The organism is Plantibacter lichenum (genome assembly GCF_050587525.1).
GTDB lineage: Bacteria > Actinomycetota > Actinomycetes > Actinomycetales > Microbacteriaceae > Plantibacter.
Genome location: NZ_JBOBFT010000007.1, coordinates 249,369 through 266,959, shown reverse-complemented (window position 1 = coordinate 266,959; position 17,591 = coordinate 249,369). Strand labels below are relative to the sequence as shown.

Here is a 17,591-nt window from a genome sequence, read left to right as displayed (position 1 = left end):
GCCGCGACCGCCACCGGCGGAGTCGCCGCGTGCGGACCGCTTGCGCTGAGCGTTGGCGCCCTGCGAGCGTCCGCCGCCCTGCGGCTCGGCCTGGCGGGGAGCCGGCTTGACGTATGCGGCGACCTCGCCGATGAGCTCGACGACGGGAGCCGACGTCGCGGTCACGGCCTGCGGGGTCACGGTGATGTCGGCCTTGCGGAGGAGGGACTTGAGGTCGCTCATCTGCGCGGGGAGCGCGATCGTGACGACGTCGCCGGCGCTGCCTGCGCGAGCCGTGCGGCCCGAGCGGTGCAGGTACGCCTTGTGCTCGGTCGGCGGGTCGACGTGGATGACGAGCTCGACGTCGTCGACGTGGACGCCGCGGGCTGCGACGTCGGTGGCGACGAGGACCTTCGCGGTGCCAGCGCTGAACGCGGCGAGGTTGCGGTCACGGGCGACCTGCGAGAGGTTGCCGTGCAGGTCGACGGCGGGGATGCCGGAGTCGGTGAGCTTCTTCGCGAGCTTCTTGGCGTGGTGCTTCGTGCGCATGAAGAGGATGCGACGACCGCTGCCGGACGCGAGCGCCTGGATGAGGTCGTTCTTCGACTCGACGGACGGCGTCGTGAAGACGTGGTGCGTCATCGCGGCGACGGGGGAGTTGGCCTCGTCGACCGAGTGCAGGACCTCGTTCTGGAGGAACTTGCGGACGAGCTTGTCCACGCCGTTGTCGAGCGTCGCCGAGAACAGGAGGCGCTGGCCGCCGCGGGGCGTCTTGTCGAGGATGCGGGTGACGACGGGCAGGAAGCCGAGGTCGGCCATGTGGTCGGCTTCGTCGAGGACGGTGATCTCGACGGCGTCGAGGTTCACGAAGCCCTGCTTCATGAGGTCCTCGAGGCGGCCGGGGCACGCGATGACGATGTCGACGCCGGCGCGGAGGGCTTCCTCCTGGCGCTTCTGCGAGACGCCGCCGAAGATCGTGGTGGTCTTCAGGCCGTATGCGCCCGCGAGGGGCTGCATGACGGCTGCGATCTGGGTGGCGAGCTCACGGGTCGGTGCGAGGACGAGGCCGAGGGGACGGCCCGGGCGGCGCTTGCCGCCTGCGAGGGAGCCGCCGAGGCGCGCGACCATGGGGATGCTGAAGGCGAGGGTCTTACCGGAGCCGGTCTTGCCGCGGCCGAGGACGTCGCGTCCGCCGAGGGTGTCGGGGAGCGTGTCGATCTGAATGGGGAACGCGCTCGTCTTGCCGTCTTTTGCGAGGACGGCGACGATCGGCGCTGGGACGCCGAGGGCGTCGAAGGAGATTTCTGTCATGGTTGTGTCTTTCAGGCACGGCCACGCAGGCAGACGGGCGGACACCGGTGGCGTTCCGCCGGCGTCGTCGCTGGTGGGGATTGGCGAAGGCGCAGGGTCGCGCATCCGTTCGCCGTATGAAGTGTCATCGACCCGTGATCCGTGGCGCTGCTCGTGCTGTTCGCACTGGAGCCGGCCGTCGTTCCTCGGGGAGAGAGGGAGCGTTCTACGACGCAAGCGATGGATACGCCGAGTGGCGCGGAACATCCGCAAGTACTGACAGCCTAGCGCACGGGGCTGAGAATCGGCAGATTGGCGGCGGATGGCGGTCCGACGGCTGTCCGGTGACGAGGCCGCGAAGGTGATTCGAGGTTCCGCACTTGCATCCGATGGTCGCGACGGCTATCGTCTGTAAACGTTCTCGTAAACGTTTACAAATCTCGTGAACGTCTCCGGGACGACGCAGCCCCACCCCTCACCGCAGTGCAAGGAAGCCATGCCTCAGACGAAGAAGTCAACGCTCGTGCTCGTCGCCGAACGCGCCGGCGTCTCGATCGCATCCGTGTCCCGCGTCATGAACGGCCTGCCCGCTTCGGAGCAGCTCATCCAGAAGGTACGCCGGGCCGCCGACGAACTCGGCTACGTGCCCGACGCCACCGCCCGGTCGCTCAAGGCGGGCCGGACCGATCAGATCGCCCTCGCCGTCGCCGACGTCGGCAACCCGGTCTACGTCGCGATGATGCACGAGATCTCCCGCGTCGTCACGAAGGCCGGCTACCGTCTCGTCGTCTCCTCGACCGGCAGCGAAGCGGCCGAGCAGGTCGACTTCATCAACAGCCTCGACCGCGGATTCGCGGACGGACTCATCCTCAGCCCCCTGCGCGTCACGCCGGAACTCGTCGATCGTCTCCGTTCGAGCCGGCTCCCGATCGTCGTCATCGGTTCCCTCCCCGACGACGTCGAGCTCGACAACGTCCGCGCCGACTCCGCGCAGGGCGTCGGCCTCGCCGTGCACCACCTGGCCGAGCAGGGACGGCAGCGCATCGCGTTCCTCAACGGCCCCGTCGACACAGTCCCGGGCGCCGCGCGCCTCGGAGGGTACCTGCAGACGATGGCGGAGCTCGGTCTCCCCGTCACCGCCGACGCGCAGATCGCCGCCCGCGACTTCACCTTCAAGGCCGGTCTCAAAGCGACCGCGAAGCTGCTCGACCGCTCGACGCCGGACGCGATCGTCTGCGCGAACGACCTCCTCGCGATGGCAGCGCTCAAAGTGGCTTCGCGCCGCGGCATCCGCGTCCCGGAGGACCTCGCCGTGGTCGGCATGGATGACACCGATCTCGCGGAGCTCGCCAACCCGTCCGTGACGAGCGTCAACCTCGGCTCGGTCAAGCGTGCGAGGACTGCCGCCAAGCTCCTCATCCGCCGGCTCGAGGACCGGGACGCGAGCGTCGAACGCGTCGTCATCGAGCCGAGCCTCACGATCCGTGAGTCGTCGGCCCACACGGTCGTCCGCGATGGAGCCGCCCCTGTGCCCGCGGAGCCCCTCACGGCAACCCCGGACACCACCCCGACCCTCTCCCCGAATGGAAACCCGGCGTCCTGATGACCACCACCGCACACCCGGCAGCGTCGCCGGCAACGCACCAGACGCCGCCCCCGAATCGAACCGCCGTCCGTCGGCGCCGCGGCGGAGGAGCGCCCGGCGGCGGCAGCGGACGAGACGCCTGGCTGCTCGTCCTGCCTGCCCTCATCCCCGTCGTCCTCTTCAGCGTCTACCCGCTCGTTCAGGGCATCCTTCTCGGCTTCACCGATGCGAAGGCCGGCCTCGGCCAGGTCGTCTCGTTCAACGGCGTCGACAACTACACGAAGCTCGCGACGAACGAACTGTTCTGGAACTCGTTCCGCATCGGGCTCATCTGGGCGTTCAGCGTCACGATCCTCCAGTTCCTTGCATCGCTCGGCCTCGCGCTGCTGCTGAACCTCAACCTGCGGATGCGCTGGCTCGCGAGGACCCTCGCACTCGTCCCGTGGGCGATGCCGCCCGTCGTCATCGCGATCATGTGGCGCCTGATGCTCAACCCGAACTACGGCTCGGTCAACGGCGCGCTCGGCGCACTCGGGCTCCCCGACGACATCAACTGGCTGGGGAACTTCTCCACGGCGCTCCCGGCGGTCATCGTCGTCGGCGTCTGGGCCGGGATGCCGCAGACCACCGTGACGCTGCTCGCGGGTCTCCAGAACGTCCCGACCGACCTCCACGAGGCCGCATCGATCGACGGCGCCGGGACGTTCCGCCGCTTCTGGCATGTGACGCTTCCCGCGCTCCGGCCGATCATCGTGGCGATCACGACCCTCGACCTGATCTGGAATTTCAACTCCTTCGCACTCGTCTACGTCTTGACCGCCGGCGGTCCGGGCGGCCAGACGATGCTGCCGATGCTCTTCGCCTACAACGAGGCCTTCCGCTACGGGAACTTCGGGTACGCGGCAGCCATGGGCAACGTCATGGTCGTGGTCATCGCGGTCTTCCTCTTCCTCTATCTCCGTTCGCAGGCAAGGAGTCGGTCATAACCCAGTCGGCAGTCACCTACTTCCGTTCGCAGGCAAGGAGTCGGTCATGACCCAGTCGGCAGTCACCTACTTCCGTCCGCAGGCAAGGAGTCGGTCATGAGCCAGGCAGCACTCGCCCCCCGCCAGGCCGCTCCGCTCGGAGGCGTCGCCCGCACCCCGCGCGCGCCCATCGGCAACACCGCCCGTCGACGCATCTCGAGGCCGCTGCAGTACCTGGCGCTCCTCGCGTACATGGTCTTCCTCGGATTCCCGCTGCTGTTCCTCATCACGACGGCGTTCAAGACGCCGGCGGAACTGCAGTCGCCGACGCCGAGCCTGCTTCCGCACTCGCTCAACTTCGACAATTTCGCGGCGGCGATCGAGAAGGCGAATCTGGTCCAAGCGGCCGGGAACAGCCTCATCGTCGCGCTCTCGACGACCATCATCGTGACGCTCATCTCCCTGCCGGCCGCCTACGCGCTGGCGCGGTTCCGCACGAAACTGCGGGGGATCGCGACGGGCTGGATCCTGCTCAGCCAGGTGTTCCCGTTCATCCTGATCATCATCCCGCTCTTCCTCGTGCTGAAGCAGATCGGCCTGATCAACAGCCTCGCGGGCCTCATCCTCGTGTACTCCGTGTGGTCGCTGCCGTTCGCACTGTGGATGCTCCAGGGGTACGTCGCCGGGATCCCCGTTGAGCTGGAGGAGGCCGGGGCGATGGACGGCGGCTCGCGCATCCGCGTCCTCTGGTCGATCGTCCTCCCGCTCCTGGCCCCCGGTCTCGTGGCGACGAGCCTCTTCACGTTCATCTCGGGGTGGAACGAGTTCTTCTTCGCCCTCGTCCTCATCCAGGATCCGGCTCTGCAGACGCTGCCGCTCACGCTCGCCAGATTCGTCGGCGCGGAGGGACAGGTCCAGCTCGGGCAGCTCGCCGCCGCATCGCTGCTCGCCACCATCCCGAGCCTCGTCTTCTTCGCCATCCTGCAGCGCCGGCTCACATCCGGCCTGCTGAGCGGCGCAGTCAAGGGCTGACGCAGCGCACCCGGCCGTACCGCGAACCCGCACGGTACGGCGGTCCTGCACACCCTGCACACCCCGCATCACCCCACAACAGCACCACGGCATCCCCCAACCAGATCACGAAGGAGTGGACACAATGAGGAAACAGGTTCTCCTGACCATAGGAGCGGTCGCGATCAGCGGCCTGCTCGGCGGCTGCGCATTCGGCGGTTCCGGCGGCACCGCCGAGAGCTCGGACGGCCCCGTCGAACTCACCTTCCAGAGCCTCGCCTACCAGGACTCGACCGTCGCCGCGACGAAGGAGATCGTCGACGCCTGGAACGCGGCCAACCCGGACATCACGGTCAAGCTCACGCAGGGCAGCTGGGACAACGTCCACGACCAGCTCGTCACCCAGTTCCAGGGCGGCACCGCACCCGACATCATCCACGACGAGGCGAGCGACATCCTCGGCTTCGCGAACCAGGGCTACCTGGCCGACCTCTCCTCGACGCTGAGCGACGACGTCACGTCCTCCGTCAGCGACGACGTCTGGGACACCGTCACCACGGCCGACGGCAAGATCGTGGCCGCGCCGACGCTCATGCAGACCTATGTCGTCTTCGCCAACAAGACCGCGTTCGCGAACGCGGGCGTCGAGGTCCCGAGCGGCGACGACCTCAGCTGGGAGCAGCTCGCGAGCACCGCGAAGCAACTCACCGCCGGCGGGTCGTTCGGGGTCGGCTGGGGACTCAAGCAGCCTGCAGCCGCGGTCATGAACACCGCGATCGGCTTCGGCGGCACCTTCTTCGACGTCGCAGAGGACGGCAGCGCCACGATCTCGGTCGGCGCGGACGAACTCGCCGTCCCGAAGGCCGTGCACGACATGGCGTACACGGACGGATCGCTCGACCCGGTGACCCTCACGCAGAGTGGTTCCGATGTCCTCCCCGGCTTCCTGGGCGGTACGTACGCCATGTACATCGGCGGCAACTTCCTTGCACAGCAGATCACCGAATCGGCGCCGGAGGGCTTCGACTGGGCCGTCCTGCCGCCGCTCGCCGGTTCGAAGGGCGCGGTGCAGGCCGCCAACCCGCAGACGATGTCGGTGGCCGCGGAGAGCAAGCACCCGAAGGAAGCCGCGAAGTTCATCGACTTCTACATGGGCGCGGAGAACCAGGCGAAGCTCGCCCAGGGCGACTGGTTGATCCCGACGTCGTCGAAGGCGCGCGAGGTCGTCGCGAAGGACACCGCCGATCAGCGCGGCTGGAAGGAGATGCTCGCGACGGGTGAAGACCTCTCGGCGGCGCCGTTCCAGAAGGCGACGAGCTACCCGCAGTGGAAGGACCAGTACGCGACGCCGCTGCTCCAGCAGTACTTCGCCAACACCCTGACCGAGGACGAGCTGGCCAAACAGCTCGAGGCCGGTTGGTCATCCGTCGGCTGACGCACGACGACCAGGGCCGGCCCGTCGTGGCCGGCCCACCCACCGATGGCCCGCACGGGCCGGAGACACGATCGAGGAGACACGCAGATGGATCTGCTGGCAGACAAGGCGACGGGTGCCCTGGCGGGCGCGGCGGTCGGTGACGCATTGGGCGGAGCCGCGGAGGGCAACACCCCGGAGGCGATCCAGGAGCGCTACGACGGCTTCATCGAGGGCATCGTCCCTCCGTTCCTCCCGGACTGGCGGACCGCACGGCCGATCGCGCCGTACCACAAGGGCGATGGCCACATCACGGACGACACCCTCATGACGGCCGCGCTCGTGGAGGTCTATGACACCGTTCGCGACCACCTCGACGCGTACTCCGTCGCCGATCACCTCGTGCCGCTCCTCATCGGCGACCGGCGGTGGATCCCGGAACTCGAGACCGAGACGATCCTGCTCCACCGCATCTTCCTCGCAGAGAAGTGGCTCGTGGCCCGGTTGCATTACGGGCACATCGATCCGCGTGAGGCCGGCGTCGGCAACATCGTCAACTGCGGTGCCACGATGTACGCGGCGCCCATCGGCATCGTGAACGCGGGGGCACCGGACGGCGCGTACGCGGAGGCGATCGACATCGCCGGCGCACACCAGTCCAGCTACGGTCGCGAGGCCGCCGGCGTCTACGCCGCGTGCGTCGCCGAAGCGATGCGGCCAGGCGCCGATGTCGCGTCGGTCGTCGAGACGGCTCTGCGTCTCGCGAAGGACGGCACGCGGGACGCGATCGAAGCGGTCGCACTCGCCGCAGACGGACTCGACGGCTGGCGCAGCTCGCTGCCCGTGCTCCGCAGTGCGGTCGAGCCCTTCGACACGGTCGGCCCGCAGTACCGCGCCCCGGCGAAGGACGCACGCATCCCGAGCCGGACGAAGGCCATCGAGGAATTGCCGATCGCGATCGGCATGCTCGTCGCGACGGGCGGCGACTACCGCGAGAGCGTCCTCGGCGCAGTCAACTACGGACGCGACTCCGATTCCATCGCCGTCATGGCGGGGGCGATCGCCGGTGCCCTCGGCGGCACGGCCGTCGTCCCGGACGCGTGGGTCGATGAGGTGGGGGAGTCGAGCAAACTCGACCTCCGCTCCTTCGGACCGACGATGGCCGGTGTCGCGCGCGACGTGTGGGCGGCCGACCAGGCCCGGTTCGCCGCTCGCGCCGCCACGATGAGCGCACTCCGCTCGGAAGCGACGTCGGTCGCCGCCACGGAGGCTGCACGGTGATCAGGCTCAGTTGGTCGCAACCAGAGGACCTCCTGCCGCACGCGCTCGTCGCCGCGGAACTCGACGGCATCGACGTCACCGAGCAGCGGGCTCGATGGGAGGACGCAGGCGGATCGCCGACGGCTCCCGTGAGCGGCGCCACACCGCACCCGGCGGATGACGCGCTCCGCGCACTCGCCCGCGAACTGCTCGTCGAACTCGACGCGCTCGAGGCGCCGGACGCCCTACTCGCCGCGGAGCCGGACGGACTGGAAGCGATCCTCGCGCTCGCTGCATCTGCGGTCGGGCCCCGCGTCGTGACCGCTTCCGCCGCTGCCACGGCAGCTGCGCTGGAGGACCGGGTGCTGGGCGCCTGGCTCGGGCGTGCGGCCGGATGCCTCCTCGGCAAGCCGGTCGAGAAGATCCCACGGGACGGCATCCGCGCCATTGCACAATCGACGGGCAACTGGCCGATCAGTGGGTACTTCACCGAACGCGGACTCGATCCAGCCGTTGCGGAGCGGTATCCGTGGAATCGCCGCAGTCGGCCGACGAGCCTCGTCGAGAACATCGAGGGCATGCCGGAGGACGACGACCTCAACTTCCCGCTCGTCGCGCTCGGCCTCCTCGAAACGCACGGAGCGGACTTCACAACGGACGACGTGGCGCAGAGCTGGCTTGCGAACCTCCCCGGCGGACGCGTCTTCACGGCCGAACGCATCGTCTACCGCAATCTGCTGGAGGGCATCGAGCCCGAGGACGCGGCCTCCGTCATGAACCCGTTCCAGGACTGGATCGGAGCCCAGATCCGGACGGACGTGTACGGCTGGACGAACCCGGGCGATCCGGTCGCCGCGGCGCGCGCCGCCTGGACCGACGGCCGCCTGAGCCACCACCGCAGCGGGCTCTACGGGGCGATGTTCGCGGCCGCTGCATGCGCGACGGCGGTCGTGGCCGACTCCGTCGAGGAGGTCATCGCTGCTGGGCTCTCCGTCGTCCCGGCCGAGAGCCGTTTCGCGCAGGCGATCCGCTTCGGTGCATCGCTCGGGCGCAGCGAGCTGGGCGCCGAGGAGGCCATCGATGCGATCGTCGCCGAGTACGGACACCTCCACTGGGTCCACGTCCTCAACAACGCCGCACTCCTCGCGTTCGCACTCGTGCGCGGCGACGGCGACTTCCAGACGACCGTGACGACGGCCGTGAGCGGCGGCTGGGACACGGATTCGGTCGGGGCGACGGCGGGTTCCATCGCCGGAGCACTCACCGGGGCGGCCTCGTTGCCCCTCGCCTGGATCGACCCACTGCACAACCGACTCGCATCGAGCATCCCCGGCTTCGACGGGATCGGCTTCGACGAGTTGGCCAGGCGGACCGTCGCCGTCACCGAAGCAGTCCGAGGCGCCGTGGCATCCGACGCCACCCGGGACGCCCAGCACGGTTCGGACCTGCACCACGACCCGGACGAAGCGCCGACCAACACGCTCGATCCGCTCGTCCCCCGCCCCATCGATCGTCCGACCGAACTGCCGCTCGACGGCGCACTCGACCCGGAGATCGGCGACATCGCGAAGATCTTCGCCGCCCCTAGCGACCCCGCGGACTGGCCGGCCTGGCGGGCAGCGTTGCACGCCTGGAGGGACGAGGCCCGCGGACGGCTCGCATACAGCGGCTCCGCCTACGACGACGAACGCGCCGCCTGGGCCGCACGGACGTTCAGCGTCTCGCTGCTCTGGCTGTGGGACGAACGCCTCTTCGACCGAGCCGCCCAGCGCTTCGACGTCGACCGGTACCTCGCGGCGACGGCCCATCACGGCGGCTACGACGCCGTCGTCCTCTGGCACGCATACCCCGTCATCGGCATCGACGAGCGCAACCAGTTCGACTTCTACCGGGAGGTCCCAGGGCTCCCCGAGCTCGTCACAGCCTTCCACGAGCGCGGCGTCCGGGTCTTCATCGACTACAATCCCTGGGACACCGGCACACGCCGCGCGTCCGGGACCGACCCAGAGGAACTCGCCGCCGTGAGCCGTGAGCTCGGCGTCGACGGCGTCTTCCTCGACACGATGAAGGAGGGCGACAGCGCGCTCGTCACGACGCTCCGCTCCCTCGACCCGCCCATGCTCCTCGAGGGCGAATCGCGGGTCCCGAACCAGCGGGTGGAGGACCACCAGTCCAGCTGGGCGCAGTGGTTCGCCGACAGCGAGGCGCCCGGCGTCATGCGCGCCCACTGGTACGAACGCCGCCACATGATGCACTCCACCCGCCGATGGAACCGCGACCACAGCGACGAACTGCAGTCGAGCTGGATGAACGGCGCCGGGATGCTCGTCTGGGACGCCGTGTTCGGCGTCTGGGTGGGCTGGAACGCTCGCGACGCGTCGATCCTGCGCCGCATGGTCCGCGTGCAGCGCGCGCTCGCCGACGTCCTGATCGACGGTGAGTGGACGCCGCTCGTCGATGCGACCCCCGAAGCGATCGCCGCCGACGTCTACGCCTCGCGGTTCTCGCTCGGCGACGTGACGCTGTGGACGATCGTGAATCGCGGACGTGCAGCCGTCACGGGGTCCGTTCTCGAACCGCTCGCGTCCCGCACGGGCGGGTCGGTCCCCGGTGACGTCCGGTACTTCGACGTGACCGACGGACGCGAGCTCGCCGACGCAGACGCCACGATCACGGTACCCGCCCGCGGCATCGCCGGCGTCGTCGCCGTCACAGGTCAGGTGCCCGAAGCGATCCTGGACCTCGTCGCGGCGGCGGCTGCGGACCCCCGGAGCGATGACGTCACCTTCCCGACGCGCGTCGCCGAGCGCGTGCTCCCGCTCCGCACGACGCACGCACCCGCATCGATCTCATCGACTCGTCCCTCGGACGTCGTCGCCGTTCATGGAGGGCTGCACCGCCTGCCGTTCGAGTACCGCCGACGGGAGACCGGCACCTACCAGGGCGCGCCGTACGTGGAGGAATGGAAGCCGCTCCCGCCGCGTCTGCACGATCCGCGGTCCGAGACGATCGAGGTGGAAGTGGCCTCCGCGCTCGTCGCCGGAGAGGAAGTCACGACCGCGGAGTTCGAGCGGTTCGTGCGGGAGACCGGGTACGTCCCTGCGCATCCGGGCCGATTCCTCATCGGTGCCGGCGCTCCTGCCGCGCCAGCGGTCGGCGTCTCACTCGACGACGCGCGTGCCTACGCCGCCTGGGCCGGGGCGCGCCTGCCGACGGAGTTCGAATGGCAGCTCGCGGCCGAACAGCCGGGGTTCCGACGGCTCGAGCCGCTCGTCTGGAACTGGACGGAGAGCGAGCACAATGACGGGATCACCAGCTTCGTGATGCTCAAGGGCGGTTCGTCCCACGAAGCGACCGGTTCCGACTGGTACGTCGACGGCGGCTCGCGTCCGGCCGCGTTCTCGCTCAAGTTCCTGCTGCAGGGACTCGGCATGGAACGGTCACCGAACATCGGCTTCCGTCTCGCCTGGGATGTGGAGGCCTCATGAGCGACGAGCGGTTCGACGCCCACCAGCCGCTGCCCCTCGCGGGTGTGCGGGTGCTCGACATCTCCACACTCTTCGCGGGCCCTCTGGCCGCGACGTTCCTCGGCGACTACGGCGCCGACATCGTGAAGGTCGAGCACCCCACGAAGCCGGACGCGTCGCGCGGGCACGGACCGTCGAAGAACGGTGTGAACCTCTGGTGGAAGACGCTCGGCCGCAACAAGCGGACCGTCACACTCAACCTCGGTGTGCCGGAAGGGGCAGAGCTGCTGTTGCGGCTCGTGCGGGACGCCGACGTGCTCATCGAGAACTTCCGGCCGGGGACCCTCGAACGATGGGGGCTCGGTCCGGAACAGCTGCTCGAAGCGAATCCGACGTTGGTCATCGCCCGGGTGACCGCGTTCGGCCAGGTCGGCCCATACTCGGGCAGGCCAGGATTCGGGTCCCTCGCCGAAGCGATGAGCGGATTCGCCGCGCTCACGGGGCAACCGGACGGCCCGCCCACGCTTCCTCCGTTCGGACTCGCCGACGGCATCGCCGCGCTCTCCACGGCCTTCGCCGTGATGGTCGCGCTCCGGTCGGCTTCGGACACCGGGTGCGGTCAGGTGGTCGACCTCGCGATCATCGAACCGATCCTCATGCTCCTCGGCGGGCAGATCACCGCGTTCGACCAGCTGGGCCTCCTCCAGGAGCGCACGGGCAACCGCTCCGTCAACAACGCTCCGCGGAACGTGTACCGGACGGCCGACGACCAGTGGGTCGCCGTGTCGACGAGTTCGCAGTCGATCGCCGAGCGCGTGCTGCGGCTCGTCGGGCGTCCCGAACTCGTCGACGAGCCCTGGTTCGCGTCGGGCCACACCCGCGCGGAGCACGCCGATGAACTCGACGAAGCCGTCTCCGCGTGGATCGCTTCGAGGCCCACCGCGGAGGTCCTCGCGGAATTCGAGCGGGCACAGGCGGCCGTCGCCCCCGTGTACGACGTCCGCGGCGTGATCGACGACCCGCAGTACCGGGCGATCGGCACGGTGCAGACGATCGACGACGACGAACTCGGGCCGATCCGGATGCAGAACGTGCTCTTCCGCCTGTCCGACACCCCTGGCGCGATCCGGTGGACGGGTCGTCGTCACGGCGCCGACACGACGACTGTGCTCGGGGAGCTCGGTCTCGATGAGGCGGCAATCGATGCACTGCGGGATCGGGGCGTTGTATGACCGGCCCGCGCGACGAAGACGCTCGTCGCGAGCCGGTGACGGGCCTCTACGTGCCGGGGAGTCGACCTGACCGGTTCGGTGCCGCGGCATCGAGCGGCGCGGACCTCGTGATCCTGGACCTTGAGGACGCGGTCGCGCCGACCGACAAGGCGGTGGCCAGAGGGAACGTCGTCCGCTGGCTCGAAGCCCTTCCCGCCGATGATCCCGTGCTCGCGGCGTCGATCGTCCTCCAGGTCCGCGTGAACGTCGATCCTCGAGCCGACCTCGATTCGCTCGCGCACGTCGTCACCCCGTTCGAGATCAGGCTGCCGAAGGTCGAGAGCGTCGAGCAGCTCGATCGGGCGGCGGAACGTGCCGGCGGGCGGCCGATCACGGCGCTCCTCGAATCGGCTCTCGGGGTGGAGCGCGCCGTGGATATCGCCGCCCACCCGTCCGTGACGCGACTCGCGCTCGGCGAATCCGACCTGCGGAGCGAGCTCGGCACCGCCGCGCCCGAGGTCATCGACTACGCCCGCGTCCGCTTGCTGTATGCGGCCGTCGCCGCCGGCCTCCCCGCACCCATGCTGTCCGCGTATCCGGCCATCCGCGATGTCGACGGGCTGTTCGCCGACACCGTGCGCGGGCGCGGACTGGGCTGGTTCGGTCGGACGGCGATCCATCCGACCCAGCTCCCCGTCATCGCTCGCGCCTTCGCTCCCGACGCTGCGGAGCTCGTGTGGGCGGAGGCCGTGCTGGCTGCTCTGACCGACGGCGGTGTGGCAGTCCTGTCGACCGGCGAGATGGTCGATGCTGCGATGCTCGGCCGTGCGCGCTCCATCCTCCGTCGTTCCCCTCAGCCCCCTACCCCCACCCCGCCCCCGAACATCCGCTGAGGTGAGGCTTCCGGTCGTCCAGGCGCCCCCTGAACAGCCGGAAGCCTCACCTCGGCGCTCCGTCGAGAACGAACCCACCGCGAAACATGAGGAGTCCCACGATGAAGTGGAACACTGTCCGATCGTCCGAAGGCCGACGCGTCCCCACCGCGCCGATCGGCACCGACCCCGGCCGCCGACGGAGGCGACTCCTCGCGGGGGTCGTCGGGGTGGTGGCGTTGGCCGTGCCGTTCGCCGTTGGGCAGCCCGCCGTCGCAGCACCTGCAACGGCATCTGCACCCGTAAGAGCACTGGCCGAAGCCGCGGCACCTCCGGCCGGCCGGCTGGTCGCCAGGACCGCGCCGAGCGACGCGGTCGGCACGATCGACTACACCGTCTACCTCCCGCCCGGATACGACGCGTCGGGCTCCACGGAGTACCCGAGCCTGTACCTCCTGCACGGTCGGGGCGACACCCAGGCCGCCTGGCAGCAGATCGCTCCAGACCTCGATGCGCTGATCGCCGACGGCTCCATCCCGCCGCTCGTCGTCGTGATGCCGGATGCGCCGTGGTCGGATCGGGCCGGCTACTACGTCGACTCCGCCTATACGGGGACCGCCGCGCAGCCGGGAGCTCCCGTGGAGACCGCGTTCACACGGGACCTCCTCGCCGATGTCGACGGCTCGCTCCCCACGATCGACGACCGATCGGCTCGTGCGGTCGGCGGCTATTCGATGGGCGGAGCAGGCGCACTCCGCTACGTAACGGCCCATCAGGACCTCTTCTCCCAGGCGATCGTCTTGAGCCCAGCGGTGTATGTGCCGACTCCCCCGAAGGACTCCTCGGCACAGGAGTTCGGTGCCTTCGGCGCAGGAGAGCGCCTCTTCGATGAAGCGCGATACGAGGGCGCGAACTACCCGGCCACGTTCGCCGCGTTCGATCCGGCATCGCCCGTGCATCTGTTCATCGCCGTCGGAGACGACGAATGGGTGAACCCGTTGCCGGAGGACCGAACGCACGACCTCGACTACGAGGCGGCGACGCTGTACAACGCCGCCAAGCGCGTCGCAGGGATCAGTGCGGAGTTCCGCGTGCTCGACGGTGGGCATGACTGGGACGTGTGGCGTCCAGCCTTCATCGAAGGTCTGCGCGACATCGCCGTGCGTCTGCAGACGGAACCGACCGAGCCGTGGCAGGGCTCGCAGACGGGCACACCGGGCGACGACCGGGCGGGCGGGGTGCTCGCCTCGGCGGACGGCACGATCACGCAGGTGATCAACGCGGCCGGTGACCTCGGTGAGCACACGGGAGCCGGCGGGCTCGACATCGTCGTCGAACGTCGCGCCGCAGACGGCTCGCCCGTCTGGACGTCGAGCATCGCGACGGCGCTCAACGAGCGTGCGTACGGGATCGTCGACACGGGAGCTGGGACATCGATCATCGGTGGATACGCGCGGACCGATCACGATGCAGGACAGAACGACGACGCCCTCGCCGTCGGGCTCGGCGCGGACGGATCCGAACGGTGGCGGACGCTGTTCGGCAGCCCGTCGAGCGCTGATCGCGCATATGCCGTCGCCGGTCGCGACGACGGTGGCGCCTATTTGGCGGGATACACCTCCGGCGCGCTCGACGGCCAGACGTCGGGCGGCGACAAGGACGCCATGGTTGCGAGCGTCGCCTCCGACGGCACCGTCGACTGGGCCGTGCAGTTCGGCGGTTCCGGCGAGGACAAGGCCTACGCGGTCGCCACGGCACCGGACGGCGGGGCGTTCGTCGCTGGCGGTACCTCGGGCGCGATGCCGGGGACGACCGCGCTCGGCGGCGGCGACGGGTGGCTGGCGAGACTTGGCGCCGACGGCTCCGTCGTGTGGGTGCGGCAGCTCGGGACGGCAGAGGCGGACCAGCTCGCGGCCGTCGCCGTGGTCGATGGCGGCGTCGTCGTCGCCGGCTCGACCCGTGGTGTCCTCGGCGACGCGTCGGCGGGTGACCGGGACGCGTTCGTCGCTCGCTACGACGAGGCCGGGAACCGTGTCTGGACGAGCCAGTTCGGCTCTGAAGGTGACGATCGCGCGGCAGCGCTCCAGACGGGGACTGACGGCGGTGTGCTCGTCGTCGGACACACGAGTGGACGCATCGCCGCATCGGCAGGTGGCGTGGACGTCTTCACCGCGCAACTGGATGCCGGCGGCGTCGTCGGTGCGACCGGCCAGTTCGGATCGGCGGCTCGCGACGGCGCGGATGAGTTCGACGAGGCGAACCTGTTCGTTGCTCCCGGCGTCGAGGGGACGAGCCTGGTCCAGGGCCTCACCTACGGCGCTGTGGCCGGATCCGCCAACGCTGGAGCGGGAGACGTCTTCCTCTCCTCGATCGCATTCGACGGCGGTGGGCCCGGGACGGAGCCTGGAACCGGTCCGGGCACGGAGCCCGGCGCGGGCGGGGGAGCACCGAGCGGAGTCGGCGGGCTGTTCGGTGGCGACGGCCGGCTGCAGGTCACGGGGGCCGATGCGGGCCGCGTGGCCGCGCTCGCCGCGTTGCTCGTGTCGCTCGGCGCTGTGCTCGTGCTCCGTCGCAGGCGTGCGCAGGCGTTCGGCGACTGATCGGATCGGACCGCATCGGGAGGGCGGTGCCGCGGCCGTTGGATCAGCCCGCAGTGCCGTCCTCGTCGTCACCTGACGGGATCGGCGGATCGAACGCCCACGTCGGTGCGAGGGCCTTGATCCGAGAACCGCGCCATTGCCACGTGGCCCACAGCGGGTACCAGTAGAGCGGGGCGATCGACCCCTTGATGATGAGCCGGTCCCTGTAGAGGGTCTTGGACGGGTCGCCGGGCACTCGCGAAACAGCCATCTGATGGTCCCAGCCGGCGAGCTTGCTGAGCGGGCCCGTCTCGGGGCTGCCGGAATCGTGCAGGATGCGGACGCCGTCGCGACGCTCGATGAAACTGAGGTCGATGATCTGCTTGCCGATCGGAATCGCTCCCGCCGCCTGCACCCGCACCGGGTACGCGCCGGGCTCCCACACGGTGGGGAAGCCGTCGGGGGAGAGCGACTCGAGCATCATGAGGGGGCTGTACAGCTCCTGCAGGACGGTCGGCGAGCGCAGGGCGCGCCAGGCGGAGTCGACGTCGGTGTCGAGGACGAGCTTGAGCATCACGCGCATGCCCCCAGTGTGCCACGCGCGGCGTTTTCTGCGCTGAGATGAGGCTTCCGGTCGTTTCCGGAGCGTCTGAACGACCGGAAGCCTCACCTCGGCAGCCCCGCGGGGCGGCAGGTGGCGGGGCGGCAGGCGGGGAAGCGGCTTCCCATGCGCTAGACAGGAAGCATGGCGATCCGGTACTGGCTGGGCGTGGTCCACCGAGACCACGCGCTCATCGGCATGCGCCAGGGCTACGCGCAGATCAACCACGGCAACCGCGGCGGTTTGGAGCGGATGCACGAGTCAGACGGCATCGTCTATTACTCTCCCCGCGTCTCCACGCCGGACGGCGAACCACTGCGCGCGTTCACCGCCATCGGCCGGATCGCCGACGACACCGTGTACCAGGCGGAGACCGGCACGATGTCCGGACAGGACTGGAAACCGTGGCGACGACGGGTCGACTACTTCCCGGACGCCCGCGAGGCACCGATCCGACCCCTGCGGAGCCTCCTCGACTTCACGAGCCTCGACCCCAACTGGGGCTACCAGCTGCGTCGAGGACTCATCGAACTCTCCCGGCATGATTTCGATCTGATCCGCAACGAAATGCGTCCGAGGCATCCCGAGGAGCGCGAGTACCCCGAGGACCGACGGGACCGCTGAGCGCCTTTCGTCCTGGCGTGGCGACGCCGAGCGGCCGATCATGTGCCCGCCACGACCCGCACCGCGTCATCGATACGATGGACGGGTGACCCAGCCGATCCCCGTCCATCCGCCGTTCTCCCAGACGAAGTACCAGGTCCGGTTCGACTGGTCGTCCCGAGGCGCAGGGCGGATCGCTCCGGCCGACGTCGCCGTGGTCGTCGACGTGCTCTCCTACTCGACCTCCCTCGAGCTCGCAGCGACCGCCGGGGCGGCCACCGCGCTCGACGAGACGGGCGACCCGCACGCGGGTGCAGCGGTCGCGACGGCGCTCGCCGCGACGGGCGCCATGGTGGTCGCCGGCTGCCTCCGCAACCGCTCGGCCGTCGCCGACTGGATCATCGCGAAGCAGGCCGAGCTCGGTCGTCGGACCAGCATCGTCGTGGTCGCCGTCGGTGATGTCGATGAAGCAGGTTCCCCGCGATTCGCGGTCGAGGACTTCTTCGGCGCCGGAGCGATCATCGACGCCCTCGGCGCCCGCGGCATCGACTACACCTCCCCGGAGGCCGCCGCTGCGGCAGCCGCGTTCGACGGGCTCCGCAATGGCGTCGGCCATCTGCTTTCGGCATCGGGATCCGCGCAGCTCCTCGCGCAGACCGGCGACGCCGAGCTCGTGCAGGCGGCCCGGGAAGTCGACGTGTCGACGACCGTCCCCGTCCTGGACGGCGGCGAGTTCCGGGCGTAGGGTCGGACC

General features: G+C 69.7%; 13 protein-coding genes. 11 read left to right on the top strand and 2 right to left on the bottom strand.

What is annotated here, in order from left to right:
• A partial coding sequence (locus ACQ3HB_RS11930; RefSeq protein ID WP_430920273.1) for a DEAD/DEAH box helicase occupies positions 1 to 1,290 on the bottom strand: 1,290 nt, incomplete at its 3' end.
• 475 nt (positions 1,291 to 1,765) lie between these two features.
• Here ACQ3HB_RS11930 and ACQ3HB_RS11925 point away from each other — a divergent pair.
• The 9 genes from ACQ3HB_RS11925 to ACQ3HB_RS11885 all read left to right on the top strand — a co-directional run bounded on the left by ACQ3HB_RS11925 (position 1,766) and on the right by ACQ3HB_RS11885 (position 15,654).
• Entirely contained in the window at positions 1,766 to 2,872 is a 1,107-nt protein-coding gene (locus ACQ3HB_RS11925) for a LacI family DNA-binding transcriptional regulator (RefSeq protein ID WP_430920272.1), read from the top strand.
• The gene (locus tag ACQ3HB_RS11920; protein ID WP_430920271.1) at positions 2,872 to 3,840 is read left to right on the top strand and encodes a carbohydrate ABC transporter permease; all 969 of its coding nucleotides are present in this window, start codon (positions 2,872 to 2,874) and stop codon (positions 3,838 to 3,840) included. Before ACQ3HB_RS11925 ends, ACQ3HB_RS11920 begins: the two co-directional genes overlap by 1 nt.
• Positions 3,841 to 3,936: 96 nt before the next feature.
• The gene (locus tag ACQ3HB_RS11915; protein WP_430920270.1) at positions 3,937 to 4,851 is read left to right on the top strand and encodes a carbohydrate ABC transporter permease; all 915 of its coding nucleotides are present in this window, start codon (positions 3,937 to 3,939) and stop codon (positions 4,849 to 4,851) included.
• Positions 4,852 to 4,975: 124 nt separating this feature from the next.
• Positions 4,976 to 6,265: an ABC transporter substrate-binding protein gene (locus ACQ3HB_RS11910; RefSeq protein ID WP_430920269.1), complete on the top strand. Its 1,290-nt coding sequence runs from the start codon at positions 4,976 to 4,978 to the stop codon at positions 6,263 to 6,265.
• Positions 6,266 to 6,352: 87 nt separating this feature from the next.
• Entirely contained in the window at positions 6,353 to 7,525 is a 1,173-nt protein-coding gene (locus ACQ3HB_RS11905) for an ADP-ribosylglycohydrolase family protein (RefSeq protein ID WP_430920268.1), read from the top strand.
• Entirely contained in the window at positions 7,522 to 10,992 is a 3,471-nt protein-coding gene (locus ACQ3HB_RS11900) for an ADP-ribosylglycohydrolase family protein (RefSeq protein WP_430920267.1), read from the top strand. Before ACQ3HB_RS11905 ends, ACQ3HB_RS11900 begins: the two co-directional genes overlap by 4 nt.
• The gene (locus ACQ3HB_RS11895; protein ID WP_430920266.1) at positions 10,989 to 12,203 is read left to right on the top strand and encodes a CaiB/BaiF CoA transferase family protein; all 1,215 of its coding nucleotides are present in this window, start codon (positions 10,989 to 10,991) and stop codon (positions 12,201 to 12,203) included. The genes ACQ3HB_RS11900 and ACQ3HB_RS11895 overlap by 4 nt, the downstream gene beginning before the upstream one ends.
• On the top strand, positions 12,200 to 13,075 hold the full coding sequence (locus ACQ3HB_RS11890; protein WP_430920265.1) for an HpcH/HpaI aldolase/citrate lyase family protein: 876 nt from the start codon (positions 12,200 to 12,202) through the stop codon (positions 13,073 to 13,075). The genes ACQ3HB_RS11895 and ACQ3HB_RS11890 overlap by 4 nt, the downstream gene beginning before the upstream one ends.
• Positions 13,076 to 13,176: 101 nt before the next feature.
• Positions 13,177 to 15,654, top strand: coding sequence for an alpha/beta hydrolase (locus ACQ3HB_RS11885; RefSeq protein WP_430920264.1), 2,478 nt, complete (start codon positions 13,177 to 13,179; stop codon positions 15,652 to 15,654).
• A gap of 43 nt (positions 15,655 to 15,697) precedes the next feature.
• Here the strand turns inward: ACQ3HB_RS11885 and ACQ3HB_RS11880 are convergent, their stop codons facing one another.
• Entirely contained in the window at positions 15,698 to 16,216 is a 519-nt protein-coding gene (locus ACQ3HB_RS11880) for a hypothetical protein (RefSeq protein WP_430920263.1), read from the bottom strand.
• Positions 16,217 to 16,378: 162 nt separating this feature from the next.
• Here ACQ3HB_RS11880 and ACQ3HB_RS11875 point away from each other — a divergent pair, with 162 nt between their 5' ends.
• Together ACQ3HB_RS11875 and ACQ3HB_RS11870 are read left to right on the top strand one after the other, a co-directional pair.
• Complete coding sequence (locus tag ACQ3HB_RS11875) at positions 16,379 to 16,858, top strand: EVE domain-containing protein (RefSeq protein ID WP_430920262.1); 480 nt, start codon at positions 16,379 to 16,381, stop codon at positions 16,856 to 16,858.
• Positions 16,859 to 16,943: 85 nt separating this feature from the next.
• Positions 16,944 to 17,582 carry a 2-phosphosulfolactate phosphatase gene (locus ACQ3HB_RS11870; RefSeq protein WP_430920261.1) on the top strand — a complete coding sequence of 213 codons (639 nt, stop codon included), beginning with the start codon at positions 16,944 to 16,946 and terminating at the stop codon, positions 17,580 to 17,582.
• The last annotated feature ends 9 nt before the right edge of the window (positions 17,583 to 17,591 follow it).

Coding starts and splice junctions, on each gene's coding strand:
- ACQ3HB_RS11925 (WP_430920272.1), top strand. CDS start 1,766: ATGCCTCAGACGAAGAAGTCAACGCTCGTGCTCGTCGCCGAACGCGCC.
- ACQ3HB_RS11920 (WP_430920271.1), top strand. CDS start 2,872: ATGACCACCACCGCACACCCGGCAGCGTCGCCGGCAACGCACCAGACG.
- ACQ3HB_RS11915 (WP_430920270.1), top strand. CDS start 3,937: ATGAGCCAGGCAGCACTCGCCCCCCGCCAGGCCGCTCCGCTCGGAGGC.
- ACQ3HB_RS11910 (WP_430920269.1), top strand. CDS start 4,976: ATGAGGAAACAGGTTCTCCTGACCATAGGAGCGGTCGCGATCAGCGGC.
- ACQ3HB_RS11905 (WP_430920268.1), top strand. CDS start 6,353: ATGGATCTGCTGGCAGACAAGGCGACGGGTGCCCTGGCGGGCGCGGCG.
- ACQ3HB_RS11895 (WP_430920266.1), top strand. CDS start 10,989: ATGAGCGACGAGCGGTTCGACGCCCACCAGCCGCTGCCCCTCGCGGGT.
- ACQ3HB_RS11890 (WP_430920265.1), top strand. CDS start 12,200: ATGACCGGCCCGCGCGACGAAGACGCTCGTCGCGAGCCGGTGACGGGC.
- ACQ3HB_RS11885 (WP_430920264.1), top strand. CDS start 13,177: ATGAAGTGGAACACTGTCCGATCGTCCGAAGGCCGACGCGTCCCCACC.
- ACQ3HB_RS11880 (WP_430920263.1), bottom strand. CDS start 16,216: ATGCGCGTGATGCTCAAGCTCGTCCTCGACACCGACGTCGACTCCGCC.
- ACQ3HB_RS11875 (WP_430920262.1), top strand. CDS start 16,379: ATGGCGATCCGGTACTGGCTGGGCGTGGTCCACCGAGACCACGCGCTC.